Here is a 15,963-nt window from a genome sequence, read left to right on the forward strand (position 1 = left end):
TCCTCATCCTGTTGCTCGAAAGACGAAGAAACTAAAGTTGTATTAAAAGAAGATTCGCTCGATAAAGACATTGTGCTAAAGGTTAGCTAATACTGTCAAGCTTTTTTAGGATGAGACAAAGTGAACTATAAGACCACTCTGAGTGAACTAAAGACCATTTTTAAACATTAAAAAAACGCTTGAAGAAAGCCTTCAAGCGTTTTGAGTTGATTTAGGTCTATATAATCTGACTTTAATTGATATTCAATTAGCAACAAAATACTATTTATTCATTTCTGTTACTTTCTCTGCTAATTTACGAGCTTGAGGAATAATGATAAATGCCGAAAGGTAGGCTACTGGAAACATGATACTCCATGTTTTGAGTAACTTGATTAACCAATCTTCACTCAATCCATTATTTCTTAGCGTACCCACTAAAGCCATAATTAAGGTCATTGGAAATACAATAAATAAAGTATTGATGTACCTAAAGTATTTTTGTTTCATCCTTTAAAATGTTTTGTCTTGATGTCACGAGAAAATTTGCCATTATTTATCTCGATAAAACCATCACTAGAATAATTTTTCTTGCGGTGGTTTTGCACCTGCTAAACGAATGTAAACAGTCGTTTGTCCTCTGTGATGTGTTTGATGTTCAAAATTTTTGTTCAAAGCCGCAGCTTTTGTCATCTCGAAACGGCCAAAAAGCTTAACGCTTTCATTTAACTTCTCTGGCGTCATTTTCTTAATGCCATCAATCACATAGTCATAACTTGCCAATACTAGCTTCGTTACATTTTCTTTCGATTTATCTGTTGATTTTTCAGATGCACCCATTCCTACTGGACTTTTCTCACCTGTTACTGCCGAAGTGAAAGTATAGTTGGCATCTGTCAGGTGAAGCATTTGTTCTGCAAAAGAACGCATTTCAGGTGTTGGTTTCAATGAATAACCACTCTCTGGCATGGCGTCTAAATACTCTTTGGTATAAGCTTTTGCTCTTTCCCAATCCTTCACTAAATCTTCGTTCGACTGTGCACTTACTGATTGAAACGCAGCAAAGGCGAATAATAACGATAGTAATAACTTAATTTTTTTCATGTTAATATGAGTTTTATAGCTGAATGAAATTGCTAAACTAATAAGTGAAAATATCTCCAGATAATTCCTTCAAACAATTTTTTTTCATTTTAATCTTTCAGTAGGAACTAATTTTTAAAAAAAATGACTGCTGTAAAACAAAAATGCTTGAAGTAATACCTCAAGCATTTCATGTTACTCTATTCTACTTTATCCAAAATTTTAATCTTTTATTTAACAGGAGAATATAGCTCTGCTTCAATAATGGCTAAGCTTCCTTTTGTATCAGCTTCTTTTCTGGATACTCCATCATCTAGTTTTTTCCCATTTACTTCTTTGCTGTTATCATCCTGAATTTCTACTTGGTCAGCAAGTGCTATTTTAATTTTCTTACCAGCAATGGCTTTGAAACTTGCTGTAAAATAACCCAAGTTACGAGTAGTATTTCCTTTGAAAGCCTCTTTTCCATCAATTGAAATACTGATTGGATAGGTTCTTGTTCTGAAATTATTCAGTTTCAAGGTTACTTCATTGATGCTACTGGTATTTGCAATTTCATATTCAATCCAAGCAGTACCCAACTTTCCATCGTTTACCCAATCGCTTGCTTCGTTATCATCATAACTAGCACTCGCTTTCTCTTGATTTGCCCCAGCAGTAGCACTTACAATTGTTAAGGCTTTTCGAGTAACAGTAAATGCAGAAGACGAAGGCGTTGCTCCTCTTGATAAATTCGACACCAAACCATAAGACGGCAACTGTAAAGCTAAACCATCTTTTACGTCAAAAGGAATAGATTTTAAAGAAATACTTCCTTCTTTCAGTCCATTTGCATTGGCATTAATAATAATATTGCCCGCAGTAAGTGTTGAACGAATTAAGAAACGGTTTACGCCACATTCTACAGGCAATGTTTTTGATAAAATATAATTATCTGGTCCTTGTGCCATGCCTCCTCTCCATTCGGCTTCTCCAGTTATAGAAAACTGGATTTCGTTCAAAGCTGTCGGACAACGATTGCCTTTTGCATCCACAACTTCTACTTCTATCAAAGCTAAATCTGCACCATTGGCAAATAATGATTTTGCTGGATTAATTTGGCTTAACTTAACAGCAAAAGGTTCGCCTGCGGTTTCATGTTTGGCTTCGCAAAGTTTTTTGCCTTTTGCATCATAACCAATGGCTGAAATTATTCCTGCTTTCCAAGTAACATTTTTGAAGGTATAAAGGAAACGATTACTTTGTTCTCCAAAACCTAATGATTTACCATTGACAAATAATTCTACTTTATCTGCACTCGACATTACAGAAATATTTTTAGAAACTCCTTCATTATAATTCCAATGACCAATGATGTGGATACGTGGTTTTTCAACATCAACCCAACCATCCCACATAATTTGATGTGCATAAAAACCGTCTTTAATAATACGGAGCGCATCTACTTCTCCACTTCTTCTAAAGTTTTCTGCTCCACGATGATGCGTATTACTTTCAGAAAAGATAATATTTACGCCTCCGCCATTAACTCGCTTTCCTGTTCCCGGTCTTTCCTTCCAATATTCAAACCAACGAGTAATATTTTCAATGGCTTGCGTATCTTGATTACGGTTATAAACACTGGCGTCTTGTCCGTTGTGTGTTGGTCCTTCACCTTCTTTATGATAGGGTGGCGAAAATTCATCCCAATATTTTCGTAAAGCTTCATCACGACTATACTCCATTTGCCACATCGGTTTTGAAGCACTTTTGTTGATATAAAGCATTTCTCCGCCATATTCAGCTTCTTTACTAGCTAACATATTTCTGCTACCGATTGCTCTACCGCCATGTGCATCATACATATTTCTGATGGCTTTCATTTCTTTCATGTGTTGCTCGCTGATTTGGTTATTGCCCGATTCATAAAAGATAATACTTGGGTTATTTCGATTATAAATAATGGCATCACGCATTACCTCTTTGCGTTGTTCCCATCTTCTACCTTCAACATCCTTTTCAGAATCGCCCGCTGGCATGGCTTGAATCAACCCTACTCTATCACAACTTTCTACATCCTGTTTCCAAGGACTAATGTGCATCCATCTTACCAAATTGGCATTACTTTCTACCATTAATTGATTACTGTAATCACTCAACCAAGCGGGTACAGAAGCCCCAATGGCTGGCCATTCATTACTAGTTCTTTGCGCATAGCCTTTTAAATGAAGTATTCTATCATTCAACGTTAAAGCACCATTTTCGAAAGCAGTTTTTCTAAATCCTGTGGTGGTTTTTACTACATCAATTACTTTGTTATTGAGACTAACGGTAGTATATACATTGTATAAATAGCCAAAACCCCAACTCCAGAAATTCAAATCTTTGATAAACGATTCTGTTTTAACAATTTGGCTTTCGTTGGCTTGTAAAGTAATGTTTATAGGTTTGAAATTTGTAGTAATTCTTTTTCCTGTTACAGCATCTTCTACATAAGCTGAGTACTGAAAAGTCTTTGTCTCAGCGTATTCATTCTTTATTTCTGCTTCGGCTGTGACAGTCGCAGATTTTTGAGGAATGTTAAAATTTTTGGCATAAATATATATTCCCGTTGATTTTAAGTTGGAATACAAAGGCAAAGTTTGGTATAATTTATCCGCAATATGCAAATATACATTCTTGGTGATGCCTCCATAATTGGCATTAAAGTTTTTATCATTCCATTGAAAACCACTTCTAGTAGCTTTTTCATGATAATTCCAAGCATTATCAATTCTTGCGGCAATTACGTTTTCTTCACCAAACTTTACTTCATTACTGATGTCGAAACCAAAAGCCATCGCACCATTTTCACTAAGCCCGATTGGCTTACCGTTTAGGAAAAACTCGCCTGCTTGTCTGACGCCTTCAAATTCCAAGAAAATTTTCTTTCCTTTCTGATTGGCATCAATCTTAAAATGCTTTCTGTACCAGATAATTCCAGTTGAGTGTTTTTCGATAGAAACTTTAAAGGCTTCGTCTTCATTAAAAGCACGAGGTAAAGTAACTGGTTTCCATGCAGCATCATTAAATGCAACTTGCGAAGCTAGCGAATCATCGCCCACAAACATTTTCCAAGATGGATTAAAATTGTATTTGATTCTAGGATGAGGGTTCTGTTGGGCAATAGCCGAACAGAATAAGAAGCAAAGTAGTGCGCTTACACCACTTCTTCTTAAACAGAAGATATAATTCATTTTGAGAGCTTTATTGTTTAAATCTTTTGAATGACAAGCTATTAATTATATCCACAATTAATAAATCATCACCTGAGCATAAAGTGTTATCATCCACAGTTTTACTCAAAGCTCTCAATCCTACTTTGCTAACAAGTATAGCTTTTATAACAGCGTGAATTACAATTGTACCACAGCGTTTTCAACATCATGATACAATAAAATATGCCAATGTTCTTTTTCAGCGAGTATTTTCCATTGCTCACGCCAATTCATTGCTTTCTTTCCATCAAAATCATTTTTATAAGCAAAATGATATTTCAAATAGCCAGTTTGTGGCAAATTATCGCCCCCATAAAAAGCAATTTGCTCGTTTTCTTTGATTAAAAATACTTGATGAAAAGGCGTATGTCCGCCTACTACTTCATAGTAAATCTCAGGCGTTATTTGTCCTTTATCATCAGTCATCCATTCAATATTGGGGAGTTTTATAGTTTCTTCTAAATGCTCAAAAAGGTATGATGTGTTTCCTTTTTGCTCTTTTACATAGTCCCATTCACGTGTTTGTATATAAATTTTTGCATTGGGAAAATTGGGGATAAATCTATTTTCGAAGAAATGTCCTATCCCCAAAACATGGTCTTTATGCAAATGAGAAATAAGTAATTTAGTGATTTGCTCTGGTTTAATATGTTCTTTGGCTAACAAAAGATGAATCAATGGAATTTCATTGACAAGTCCGCCCAAACCAGTATCAAGCAAAATAAAATCATCATCTGTAATGATTAAAAAAGGTTGTACACCTACATTTAAACCTTTCAAAACCGATTGGTTATCAGCTGTTATTAATGTAAATTTTTTGTTTTTATCAACAGAGTAATTCCCTTCTTTGAGCGGTATAATTTGCATGGCTTAATGATTATCTTAAAATCAATCAATATATCTCTTAGATTAAAGTATTACAATATTGACAAATACCTCAAACCAAAGCAATGTATCAACTAGATAAATTAAAATTATGCAAGATTTACTTTCTTTTAACCCTTAAATAAGTGTGAAGGGAAATAGCAACCATAAAATCAACAAACCTCCTCTATTGCTGATATTTTAGTCAATAATTTCTTCTAGGTCTTTATAAACCAAGTCCGCTCCAGATGGACTAGGGATAACAGCTAACTCAAGTCCTTTTAATTCTGCCCCAGCATATCCCACTCCATTAGTACTTTTCATTTCTTCAAGTTTATTCCAGTCATTTACTAATACTAATCCTGTTGCTTCAAAGTCATCTCCTTTTATTTTAATATCAAGATATTCTTTCCCATTATTTTCAACGAATTTGTTAAAAGTATAATGGAGTTCTTGTGGATTCGATTTTAGTTTTGTTGCTAGTTCATTTTTGTACTCCTTGGTAGTAGGAGAGAATTTCTCAAAAACAATATTAGCATTATCTTTTGCATTGTTGCAAGCAGTCAACAAAGTAAGGCATAAAAGAGAGGTAATTTTCATCGTTGAAATGTTCATTGTCGTTTATTTTAAAAGGGTTAACTAGTTAAAAACTCGTTCAAGAATTAGGTATTGGGTCTTTATTAAAATAATTAGTACAAGTAATGCTTTGCTTGATACTTGGCTAATTTAGAGGTAATCACCTAACATCAATAAACCTCCTCTACTACTTCTTCTCCTGAATCAGATTCATCAAAAAGTTTGTTGATTCTTGGTTGAATTACCCAGATGCCTATTGGGAAAAACCAAATCAAGAAAAAATCGCCTAAATAATCACTAAATGTTGCAGATACTTGTGTCTCCACTGATTTTAATGCTTTTGCTATAAAATATAAGCAGTAAAAAATACAAAACATTGAAAATAAATGTAAGGGAAGTATTAGTAAAAAAATCCAAGGTTCAATTGGACCTCCATTTGTAGAGTAGGGTATCATACTGACCACTAAAAATACTGATATTGCCAGAATGTAAAAAACAGGAAAGAATAAGAAAATCTTAAATCTTGTTAGGCTCATTTTAGCTTTTGCAGGCAGTTTTGGATAAAGATTTGTTCCTACTGCATAGAACCAGCCAAAGAAAAAGAACACAAAAAGTATCATCATTAAAGGAAAGACATAAATCGCACCAATGGTATAATTTATGAATGATGTTAAGTCAATGAAAAAAGGAAGTACACAAGCAAATACAAATAGTTGCCAGTGTTTTAGTGTAAGAAAGAATTTCATTTTATATGTTTTGTTAAATTGTTTACGGTGTTGGTATTTAAGATTTTTCCGCCTTTGTTGGTGTTTTTCACCAACAAGCCTTGCGTCAGCAACTCGCCAATTAACAATCCTCAAGGTAATGAGTTAAGAAACCAAACTCATCAATATTCATTTCATAAAAACGATAAGAGGAAAACCAATATTTATCAGGGCTATTTGCTAACAACCATTTTCCTTTCAATGGATTAGCATGAATATAGGATAGCTTTTGTTCAATAACTTTTCGTGAATATAAATCTATACTCAAAGGATTTCTTTCCCAAAATTGATATTGCCTGTCTTTTAGATTCACTTCAAAATGAGGTAAAACAGCAGGATGATTCTTTATCAAATCAAATTTGTTGAGCTGTATATTTCAAAAAATCTCTTTGTACATCTTTCAATAAATAGTTTTCATTGATTTTCCAGACCAAGTGAATATGATTAGGCATAATCACAAAACCATATACTTTTACTCGATGATTTTCAACCAAAAATTTAAGGCTATCAATGATGATTTGTTTATACTTATCAGGTTTGAGTAAAGGCTTCCACCATAGAATTGTAGCTGTAAAAAACTGTACGTAGTGATGATTCATATCATTAAGTTTTGTAGTATTTAGCTTTGGTTTGTTGCTGACGCTCATCTCGTTGGAGATAACTCCAACGAGGGCGAAATTTCTGTTTTCTAATATTAGTCGTAGGCACTTAATTGATCACATAAAATATCTCTCAAGAATCACTTTACATCTCTTCGATGACACAAAACATCTCTCGGGAATCACTTTTTATCTCTCCAATGACACAAAACATCTCTCAGGAATCACTTTTTATCTCTCCGATGACATAAAATATCTCTCAGGAATCACTTTTTATCTCGTCGATGACATAAAACATCTCTCGGGAATCACTTTACATCTCTCCGATGACATAAAATATCTCTCAGGAATCACTTTTTATCTCGTCGATGACATAAAACATCTCTCGGGAATCACTTTACATCTCTCCGCTGACATCAATTGTGATGAATGTTTAAAATCTAATTAATAAAAAGGATAAAAAATCATGAAGCTAAGGAGTGGTTTTCGGTGTTATATCGCTGGTGCACAACCATGTTTAGCTTTTCACAAACATAAAATAATACTTGTAATAAAGAAAGAAGAGGATTATTTATTTTACAAAAAATCCCCTTCTCTGAATGAGAAAGGGATTGTGATAAGATTTTATACTGAACAGTTGATGGCTTTTTGATAGCCGAATAATAGCCAACAACCAAAGGCTAAAACAAACTCAAAAACTTTTTAGGAACTGTTGTTTCAAAGTACATTTCTTCATCTGTAATTGGATGTACAAATGAGAGTACCCAAGCATGTAGCCCTAAACGACCAATTGGATCGGTTTTAGCGCCGTACTTTTCATCGCCCACAATCGGATGACCAATGTCTTTCATGTGTACTCTGATTTGGTTTTTACGTCCTGTTTCTAAATTTACTTTTACCAAAGTATTAAATTCCGTCGCATCAATGGTATCATAATGCGTAATGGCTTCTTTTCCTAAGTTTGGATTGGAAGTTGAATACACTGTTAAAGCTTTACTTTCTACTAAATAAGAACGAACTGTTCCGAGAGGATACTCGATATGTCCTTCCACCACTGCCAAATAAGTACGTTGCTGAATGGTTTCATTCCAAGATTCTTGCAAAAGTTTTTGTATTCTTTCGCTTTTGGCAAACATCATTAAACCTGAAGTTTCACGGTCGAGGCGATGCACTACAAAAATTCTGTTGGCGGGGTCTTGTTTCTTTACGTGGTCACTCAAAGTACTGTAAGCATTATACAGTTTTTGTTTTTCGGTAGCAATAGAAAGGAAACCTTCTTGTTTTTCAATAATGATTAAATATTGGTCTTCATAAATAATCGTCAGTCCTTTGTACTTCTGAATTTCAGGAGCTTTAGAACTTTTAATATTCACACTTTGCCCTACTCTTAGCTTGTAATTATATTGAGTTTCAGCTTTGTTGTCAACCAATACTTGTTTGTCTCTTAAATAAGACTTTATATTATGACGGCTTTTATGTGGCATTTTATCCAATAAAAAAGTCATTAATTCAGCAGGTTCGCTTACTTCAAAACGCACTTCTGCTTTTTTTGTATCTTTTGGATTTCGTTCACTAACTCTTCTATCCGTTTCTTTCATCTTTCAACACTGTTTACTGTTTTCCAAAAGTTAATCTCATTTGGTTTTGCAAAGGTACAAAAAATAGAAGTTTATTTTCAATAATCTCAACCAAGCACAGCTTGAAAGCCAATTTTAAAACTTGTATCAAATTGAATATTTTGTTAAGTTTAGTCGTTAAAAGAAAAAATCAACAACGAAATGAAAAAAACAATTTTTATCCTCTTACTATCTATTAAAGTAATCTCTGGCTATGCTCAGGGAATGAGCAACGCTGGGACTATGCTTCAAGACGTCAACGGAAAACCTATTCTTTCAAACAATTATGTAGAAATAGAAGGAAATCCATATTTACCCGAACAGTGGACTCCCGGAAGTATTAAGCTGAAAAATGGTTCTGTAATTAATTACAATGCTTTGAGATATAATATGGCATCGGGCGAACTTGAATTTCAAAGAAACGACCAAGCTTTTATTTTAACCAATCCTTTTGATGAGTTTACGCTCATCAACGCTACGTTTAGAAAAGGTTTCCCTACCATCGACGGACAAAGTAATAATAGCTTTTACGAAGTTTTATATGATGGAAAACTAAAATTATTATGTTTCAAAAATGCGGTAATGTATGAAGAAAAGCCTTATAATTCGGCTACTAAAATCAAGAAATTTTTACATAATACTTATTACTATCTTTATAAAACTGATGGTACAATGGTAAAAGTTAAAAAAGACAAAAAGGCTATTCTTGCCATTTTAAGTGATAAATCAAGTCAATTAGAAGAGTATTTCAAAAAAGAAAACATTAAAATTAAGGAATGGAGTGATGTAGCTAATGTCTTGGCTTATTATGAAAAACTGTAGAATAGTTTATTGATATAAATTTCCATAGAAACGGCTCTATTTATCATGCAAAATAGAGCCGTTTCTGTTTTTATACAATATTTTTGATAACAAAGAACTTGAAAACGAGTTATACAAGGACGATTAATTTCTACCTATTTGTTAAATTATCTATTCAGTATTTTCAACTCCATAATGCCAAAACTTTCTATTGACGATAAATTTATTGACTTCTCTGACTACGGACGACCTATTGCCAGTTTTCTTGCACTTCATTTATCAAGGTTAAAAATAAATGCTATTCAAATAACTTTTACTTTCTTTTTGGCTGGTATTGCTTGTGTCTTTTGTATTCTTACACATCATTTTGTGTTGGCTGCTTTGTTTTTAATGTTAAAAAATATTTTAGATGCTGTGGATGGTGAAATCGCAAGAATCACGAAACATCCTTCTATTATTGGTCGATATTTAGATTCCATTTTCGATTTTATCATTAATCTGCTTATTCTACTAAGTATTCTCAGTATCGAAAGTTCGTCTAAGCTTACTTTTTTACTTGCCTTTTTTGGGATTGAATTTCAATGTTCTATTTATAACTATTATTATGTAATTTTGAGGAGACGCTTGAACAATGATGAGACAAGTCGTATTCTTGAATTTAGGAAGCCAATCAGCTATCATTACGAAAATCAGAAAATAGCCAATGTTTTACATGCCACATTTTTGTGTTTATATGTAGTCTTCGATGCTTTGGTTTTAGTATTAGACAAGCCCGCTCTTTTTGTAAAGCAATTCCCAAAATGGTTTATGAGTTTACTCTCTTTCTTAGGACTAGGCTTTCAGTTGCTCATCATTTGTAGTTTACTTTGCTTAAGATTAACCGAAATGATATTGCCTTTCTTTGCTTGGTACAGTATTTTTGGTTTATTTGTAATTTTAATCAGAAAATTACTAGTGAAGTAAACGTAATACCTTTATTTCCTCAAAAGATGAATTTAACCTCGGAGTTAGGGAAAACTGAATATTGGTTTATCGCTATATTTTTTATTTTGTATTTAATTTATTTGGGACGGGTTTTTTGGATAGCAAGAAGACTAAAAACCACAGCACGCTCAAGTATTTTGAAATTCTTTCTAAGAACCATCTATTTTGGTTTAATGTTGCTAGCTTTGTTAAATCCATCTTTTGGAGAATTGAACGAAGCCATAAAAGCAGAAAGTAGAGAGATATTTTTTCTAGTAGATGTTTCAAAATCAATGGACGCTACAGATATTCAGCCCAGTAGAATTGAAAAAGCCAAGTTTGAGATTAACAGAGTAATTAATCAATTTCCGAATGATAGAATTGGTATTATTGTGTTTTCAGACGAAGCTATATTATTATCGCCACTTACTTTTGATAGAAATGCTATCAGTTTGTTTGTTCCGAAAATCAATACTAATTTGTTAACTGGCGGAGGTTCACAAATCAATCCTGCACTTGAATTAGCGTATAATCGCTTCCAAAAATCTAAATCAAAAAATAAATCAAAAGTAATTGTCTTGATAAGCGATGGTGAATTTGCAGATGAATACGATAGAAATATCGTTGGGCAAATCAAGCAAAATGGTATCAATTTCTTCGCTGTAGGCATCGGAACGCCTGAAGGTTCATCAATCAAAGAAGAAAATACCTTTAAAAAAGACAGTGAAGGAAATGTTGTTATCACCAAATTAGATAACATTTTATTGAAGAAAGTAACGAACGAAGCCAAAGGTAAATACTTAGAAATTAGCAATATATCCAATAGTTTGACGGAGTTAATTACCGAAATAAATCAAATTACAAGTACAATTTCCAGTAATCAGCAAATTAATGTTGCTGTAAATAAATATTTTTATTTTCTAATCATTGCATTATTTTTGCTCGGAATTGATGTTTTTTTCACGGTGCGAACTTTCCAATTATAGTGTTGGAGTAGCGTATTTTAAAAATCAAATAACAAAAAATTTTATATTATTGATAAATTTTAATTTGTCGGATTTTAAAAATCACTAAATATTAATCAACTTTGTTAAATCAATTTGTCTTATATATTTTTCTTTGGATACTTGATAATGGCTCTTTTTCAAAAGTAAACAATAGAAATCGAGCAAAAATCGAGGCATTAATTGCATTCAGGAAAGGTAATTATCGTGAAGCGGCAAACCAGTATCTTATTTTATCAAAACAATCTGTTTTTACACCTCCAGAAGTATCTTTAAATTATGCACATGCTCTTTTTGAGGCCAAAGACACGCTTGCTGCCCGCCAAATATATGCTCGATTAAGTGGACTAAAAGAAGCTAAATTAACTTCAACTACTTTAGTACAATTGGGTTTAATATTTTGTAATCAGCAAGATACCGCTAAAGCATTGACACTTTTCAAGCAAGCTTTAGTAATCATGCCCGAAAACAATATCGCTAGGTTTAATTATGAATTATTGAAAAGGAAATTCAAACCTAAGCAAGAGCCACCTAAACCGCCGCCGCCCAGCAGTCAAAAAACGCCTCCTAAACCTCCTCCTCAGGAAAATGCTGAAGTAGCAAAAAATGAAAACCAACAAGAGTTACTTAAAACATTAAAAAACTATGGCTTAACAGTTGACAAAGCCAAAACCATATTGGACGCTATGAAAAATAGTGAAATCCAATATATTCAGCAACGTCAAAAAGTCACCAAAAACCCTAATAAAACAATAACAAAGCAAAACTGGTAAGAACCGCATTTATGAATACACAGGAAGTTTATATCATTTCGGCAGTTAGAACGCCGATTGGAAGTTTCGGAGGAGCATTATCTAGCCTATCGGCTACTCAATTAGGAAGTATCGCTATCAAAGCGGCTGTGGAAAAGGCAAATATTAAGCCTGAAATTGTAGAAGAAGTATTAATGGGCAATGTTGTTTCTGCCAATTTAGGGCAAGCTCCTGCTCGCCAAGCAGCTTTGGGTGCTGGTTTATCACCTCAGGCAAAATGTACAACAATCAATAAAGTTTGTGCTTCGGGAACAAAAGCAATTATGTTGGCGGCTCAAAGCATCATGCTTGGGATTTCGGATATTGTAGTAGCGGGCGGAATGGAGAGTATGTCGAATGCCCCATTTTATGTTCCAAATGCAAGATTCGGTTATAAATATGGTTCATCAACTATTGTTGACGGATTAGAAAAAGATGGTTTAACGGATGTTTATGAAAACTGTTCAATGGGCTTTTTTGCCGATAGAACCGCTCGTAAATACGGAATTAGCCGTGAAGCACAAGATAGCTATGCCATTGATTCTTACAAACGTGCTGCCGCAGCAGCTGAAAGTGGCTCATTCGCAGGCGAAATTGTTCCAGTAGAAGTAAAAACCAAACAAGGAAGTATTCTTGTTACTGAAGATGAGGAATTCAAAAAAGTAAAATTTGAGAAAATTCCAGATTTAAAACCAGCTTTTGAAAAAAGAGGAACTGTTACTGCTGCAAGTTCATCAAACCTAAGTGATGGTGCATCTGCTTTAGTATTAATGTCTAAAAAGAAAGCTGATAAATTAGGTTTATTGCCAATCGCCAAAATTATTGGTATGGCAGATGCTGAACAAGAACCAGAATTCTTTACAACAACGCCAACAGTAGCTTTGCCAAAAGCAATCAAAATGGCTAATTTAATTAAAGAAGAAATTGATTATTATGAAGTAAACGAAGCCTTTGCTGTTGTACCTTTGGCTTTTGAAAAAATATTGGATATTCCACATAAAAAAGTAAATGTACACGGTGGTGCAGTAGCTTTAGGGCATCCACTAGGAGCATCCGGAGCTAGAATAGTTACTTCTTTAATTTATATTTTAAAACAAAAAGGAGCAAGATACGGAGCCGCTGGTATTTGTAATGGTGGCGGAGGAGCATCTGCTATTGTGATTGAAAGGATGTAATCTCTGAAAGTTTGTGGTAATTTTGCAGAAATTATTTCACTAAACAGCATTAAACAAGCGTGATTAAAATCGCAAAACAACATAATGAACGTAATTAAAAACACAAATTTTAATTTTCCCAACCAAACAAATTTTTACAAAGGAAAAGTACGTGATGTATATTCTTTTGAAAATCTTTTGGTGATGGTTGCCTCTGACAGAATTTCAGCATTTGATGTAGTTTTACCTAGAGCAATTCCATTTAAAGGACAAGTATTAAATCAAATCGCTGAACATTTTCTGAATGCAACCAGAGATGTAGTTCCTAACTGGCTTGTTGCTACTCCAGACCCTAATGTAAGTGTTGGTTTAAAATGCGAAACATATCCTGTAGAAATGGTTGTAAGAGGCTATTTGGCGGGTCATGCTTGGCGTACTTATAAATCTGGCTTACGCACTTTATGTGGAGTAACTTTACCAGAAGGTTTGAAGGAAAATGACAAATTGCCTACGCCAATTATTACGCCTACTACCAAAGCACACGAAGGGCACGATGAAGATATTTCAAGAGAAGAAATCCTTGCAAAGGGATTAGTCTCTGAAGCAGAATATGTTCAACTTGAGCAATACACATTGGCACTTTTTGCAAAAGGTACTGAAATGGCTGCTGAACAAGGTTTGATTTTAGTAGATACAAAATATGAATTTGGTAATAAAGATGGACAAATCACTTTAATTGATGAAATCCATACGCCAGATTCTTCTCGCTATTTTTATGCTGATGGATACCAAGAACGCCAAAATAATAATGAATCACAAAAGCAACTTTCAAAAGAATTTGTTCGTGAATGGTTAATTGCAAATGGTTTTCAAGGTAAAGACGGACAAGTTATTCCTGAAATGACAGACGAGTGGGTTAATCAAGTTTCTGAACGTTATATCGAGCTTTTTGAACAAGTAACAGGCAAAAAGTTTGTGAAAGATAATTCAGAAAACATACTGGATAGAGTTGAAGAAAACGTAAACAGTTATTTAAAGTCTTTGTAGGAAGTAAAACAAGAAATTACAACAATTTATGGAATTTAAGGTAGAAAAAAACGAGCAGTATGCTCTTATCGAACTTAAAGAAACTGCCTTAACGCAGGAAAATCACGCTGATTTAGAAAAAATAATTCGCCAGCTTTTCAGAGAAGGTTATGGTAATATTATTATTGAATTTAATACTATTACTGAATTAGACGGACATGGTATTTCAATAATTCGTAAAGCCAATAAAATTTGTTTGAACGAATTAGGACTATTAATTATCGTTACCAAAAATCAAGAAATTATCGACCAGTTAGATGCTGCAAAAATTGAAGAATTGACAGTAATGCCAACCGTTCAAGAAGCAATTGATGCTGTTTATTTGAATGAATTGGAAAACGATTTCCAATCAGACGAAGATGATGAATACGACCACGGCGAATACAGCGAAGGCGGTTCTGATGATGATTATTAATATTAAGGAGAGGTCAGTTTTAAAACTGACCTCTCTTATAACAAATCAATATTTTTAGTTGTTAGACTGATATTGATTTAAAACTATACAATCCATAAACAATCTTGAGTTTTCAGCTAACCATCCTAGGTACGGGTTCTGCCACACCCGTTTTAACGAGAAACCCTACGGCTCATCATCTACAGATTGAGCAGGAAGGATATTTGATAGATTGTGGAGAAGGCACACAAAGTCAGTTACTTCATTATAAAATCAGGACAACAAAACTCAAGTATATTTTCATTACACACCTTCACGGCGACCATTTTTTTGGTTTAATCGGGCTTTTATCTACTTTAAATATGCACCGAAGAATCGAAGATTTATGGATTTTTGCGCCAAAAGGACTCGCCGAAATTATCACAATTCAATTAAAATATTCTGATACTCGGCTGAATTTTAAAATACATTTTACAGAAACACAAACCGAAAAGAGCTATCTACTTTTTGAAAACGAAAATGTGACTATCACGACAATTCCACTGATTCACAGAGTACCTTGTTGTGGTTTTTTATTCAGAGAAAAAAGTAAGAAAAGAAAAATCGTAAAAAATACAAAACCTAGTGATTTGACTTTTGAAGAAATCAAAATGTTAAAAGATGGAGAAGACATCATTAATGTGGATGGTTCTGTGAAGTATAAAAACGAAAATTATACGATTCCTTCTTTAAAAAGTTGTAGTTATGCTTTTTGTTCTGATACGCTTTTTAATGAATCGGTTATTGATATTGTGAAAAATGTCGATTTGCTATATCATGAGGCAACTTTTCTGGATGAACTATTACCAAGAGCTACACAGACAAATCATTCTACCACCAAACAAGCTGCCTTAATTGCCAAAAAAGCAAAGGTAGGCAAGCTTATTATTGGGCATTATTCTTCGAGATACAAAGAGTTAGAAACACATTTAGCTGAAGCTCGTGAAGTATTTATGAATTCTTATTTAGCCATTGAAGGCGAAACGCATAAAATTCGAGACATCAAAGTTTAAT

The 15,963-nt window shown here is 33.7% G+C and carries 17 protein-coding genes; 8 read left to right on the forward strand and 9 right to left on the reverse strand.

Going from position 1 to position 15,963, the window contains the following annotated elements; translation table 11 throughout:
• Nucleotides 1–261: 261 nt before the first annotated feature.
• The 9 genes from VB798_RS17580 to VB798_RS17620 form a co-directional block, all read right to left on the reverse strand.
• Nucleotides 262–489 (reverse strand): DUF2798 domain-containing protein, encoded by a 228-nt coding sequence (locus VB798_RS17580; RefSeq protein WP_323260710.1) that lies wholly within the window; start codon nucleotides 487–489, stop codon nucleotides 262–264.
• A 66-nt stretch (nucleotides 490–555) separates the two neighbouring features.
• Complete coding sequence (locus tag VB798_RS17585) at nucleotides 556–1,083, reverse strand: DinB family protein (RefSeq protein WP_323260712.1); 528 nt, start codon at nucleotides 1,081–1,083, stop codon at nucleotides 556–558.
• 209 nt (nucleotides 1,084–1,292) lie between these two features.
• Entirely contained in the window at nucleotides 1,293–4,277 is a 2,985-nt protein-coding gene (locus VB798_RS17590) for a glycoside hydrolase family 2 protein (protein ID WP_323260714.1), read from the reverse strand.
• A 159-nt stretch (nucleotides 4,278–4,436) separates the two neighbouring features.
• The gene (locus tag VB798_RS17595; RefSeq protein WP_323260715.1) at nucleotides 4,437–5,165 is read right to left on the reverse strand and encodes an MBL fold metallo-hydrolase; all 729 of its coding nucleotides are present in this window, start codon (nucleotides 5,163–5,165) and stop codon (nucleotides 4,437–4,439) included.
• A gap of 198 nt (nucleotides 5,166–5,363) precedes the next feature.
• Nucleotides 5,364–5,777, reverse strand: a complete 414-nt coding sequence (locus VB798_RS17600; RefSeq protein ID WP_323260717.1) for a hypothetical protein — start codon at nucleotides 5,775–5,777, stop codon at nucleotides 5,364–5,366.
• Between the two features lie 131 nt (nucleotides 5,778–5,908).
• The gene (locus tag VB798_RS17605; protein WP_323260719.1) at nucleotides 5,909–6,484 is read right to left on the reverse strand and encodes a hypothetical protein; all 576 of its coding nucleotides are present in this window, start codon (nucleotides 6,482–6,484) and stop codon (nucleotides 5,909–5,911) included.
• A gap of 100 nt (nucleotides 6,485–6,584) precedes the next feature.
• Nucleotides 6,585–6,854: a hypothetical protein gene (locus tag VB798_RS17610; protein ID WP_323260721.1), complete on the reverse strand. Its 270-nt coding sequence runs from the start codon at nucleotides 6,852–6,854 to the stop codon at nucleotides 6,585–6,587.
• A 1-nt stretch (nucleotide 6,855) separates the two neighbouring features.
• A complete protein-coding gene (locus VB798_RS17615; RefSeq protein WP_323260722.1) occupies nucleotides 6,856–7,101 on the reverse strand; it encodes a transposase in 246 nt (81 codons plus the stop codon).
• A 680-nt stretch (nucleotides 7,102–7,781) separates the two neighbouring features.
• Nucleotides 7,782–8,699 carry an RluA family pseudouridine synthase gene (locus VB798_RS17620; RefSeq protein WP_323260724.1) on the reverse strand — a complete coding sequence of 306 codons (918 nt, stop codon included), beginning with the start codon at nucleotides 8,697–8,699 and terminating at the stop codon, nucleotides 7,782–7,784.
• Between the two features lie 180 nt (nucleotides 8,700–8,879).
• On the opposite strand from VB798_RS17620, the gene VB798_RS17625 reads away from it, so the two are divergent.
• From VB798_RS17625 to VB798_RS17660, 8 genes are all read left to right on the forward strand, one after another.
• A complete protein-coding gene (locus VB798_RS17625) occupies nucleotides 8,880–9,539 on the forward strand; it encodes a hypothetical protein (protein ID WP_323260726.1) in 660 nt (219 codons plus the stop codon).
• Between the two features lie 174 nt (nucleotides 9,540–9,713).
• Complete coding sequence (locus VB798_RS17630) at nucleotides 9,714–10,481, forward strand: CDP-alcohol phosphatidyltransferase family protein (RefSeq protein ID WP_323260728.1); 768 nt, start codon at nucleotides 9,714–9,716, stop codon at nucleotides 10,479–10,481.
• Nucleotides 10,482–10,507: 26 nt separating this feature from the next.
• Complete coding sequence (locus tag VB798_RS17635; RefSeq protein ID WP_323260730.1) at nucleotides 10,508–11,467, forward strand: vWA domain-containing protein; 960 nt, start codon at nucleotides 10,508–10,510, stop codon at nucleotides 11,465–11,467.
• 101 nt (nucleotides 11,468–11,568) lie between these two features.
• Complete coding sequence (locus tag VB798_RS17640) at nucleotides 11,569–12,258, forward strand: tetratricopeptide repeat protein (protein WP_323260732.1); 690 nt, start codon at nucleotides 11,569–11,571, stop codon at nucleotides 12,256–12,258.
• 11 nt (nucleotides 12,259–12,269) lie between these two features.
• Nucleotides 12,270–13,451 (forward strand): acetyl-CoA C-acyltransferase, encoded by a 1,182-nt coding sequence (locus VB798_RS17645; RefSeq protein ID WP_323260734.1) that lies wholly within the window; start codon nucleotides 12,270–12,272, stop codon nucleotides 13,449–13,451.
• A gap of 84 nt (nucleotides 13,452–13,535) precedes the next feature.
• Nucleotides 13,536–14,477, forward strand: a complete 942-nt coding sequence (locus VB798_RS17650; RefSeq protein ID WP_323260736.1) for a phosphoribosylaminoimidazolesuccinocarboxamide synthase — start codon at nucleotides 13,536–13,538, stop codon at nucleotides 14,475–14,477.
• 28 nt (nucleotides 14,478–14,505) lie between these two features.
• Entirely contained in the window at nucleotides 14,506–14,931 is a 426-nt protein-coding gene (locus VB798_RS17655) for an STAS domain-containing protein (RefSeq protein WP_323260738.1), read from the forward strand.
• A gap of 104 nt (nucleotides 14,932–15,035) precedes the next feature.
• On the forward strand, nucleotides 15,036–15,962 hold the full coding sequence (locus tag VB798_RS17660; protein ID WP_323260740.1) for a ribonuclease Z: 927 nt from the start codon (nucleotides 15,036–15,038) through the stop codon (nucleotides 15,960–15,962).
• Nucleotide 15,963 lies beyond the last annotated feature (1 nt).

The sequence above is a fragment of the Arcicella lustrica genome (assembly GCF_034930985.1).
In the GTDB taxonomy this organism is placed as follows: Bacteria; Bacteroidota; Bacteroidia; order Cytophagales; family Spirosomataceae; genus Arcicella; species Arcicella lustrica.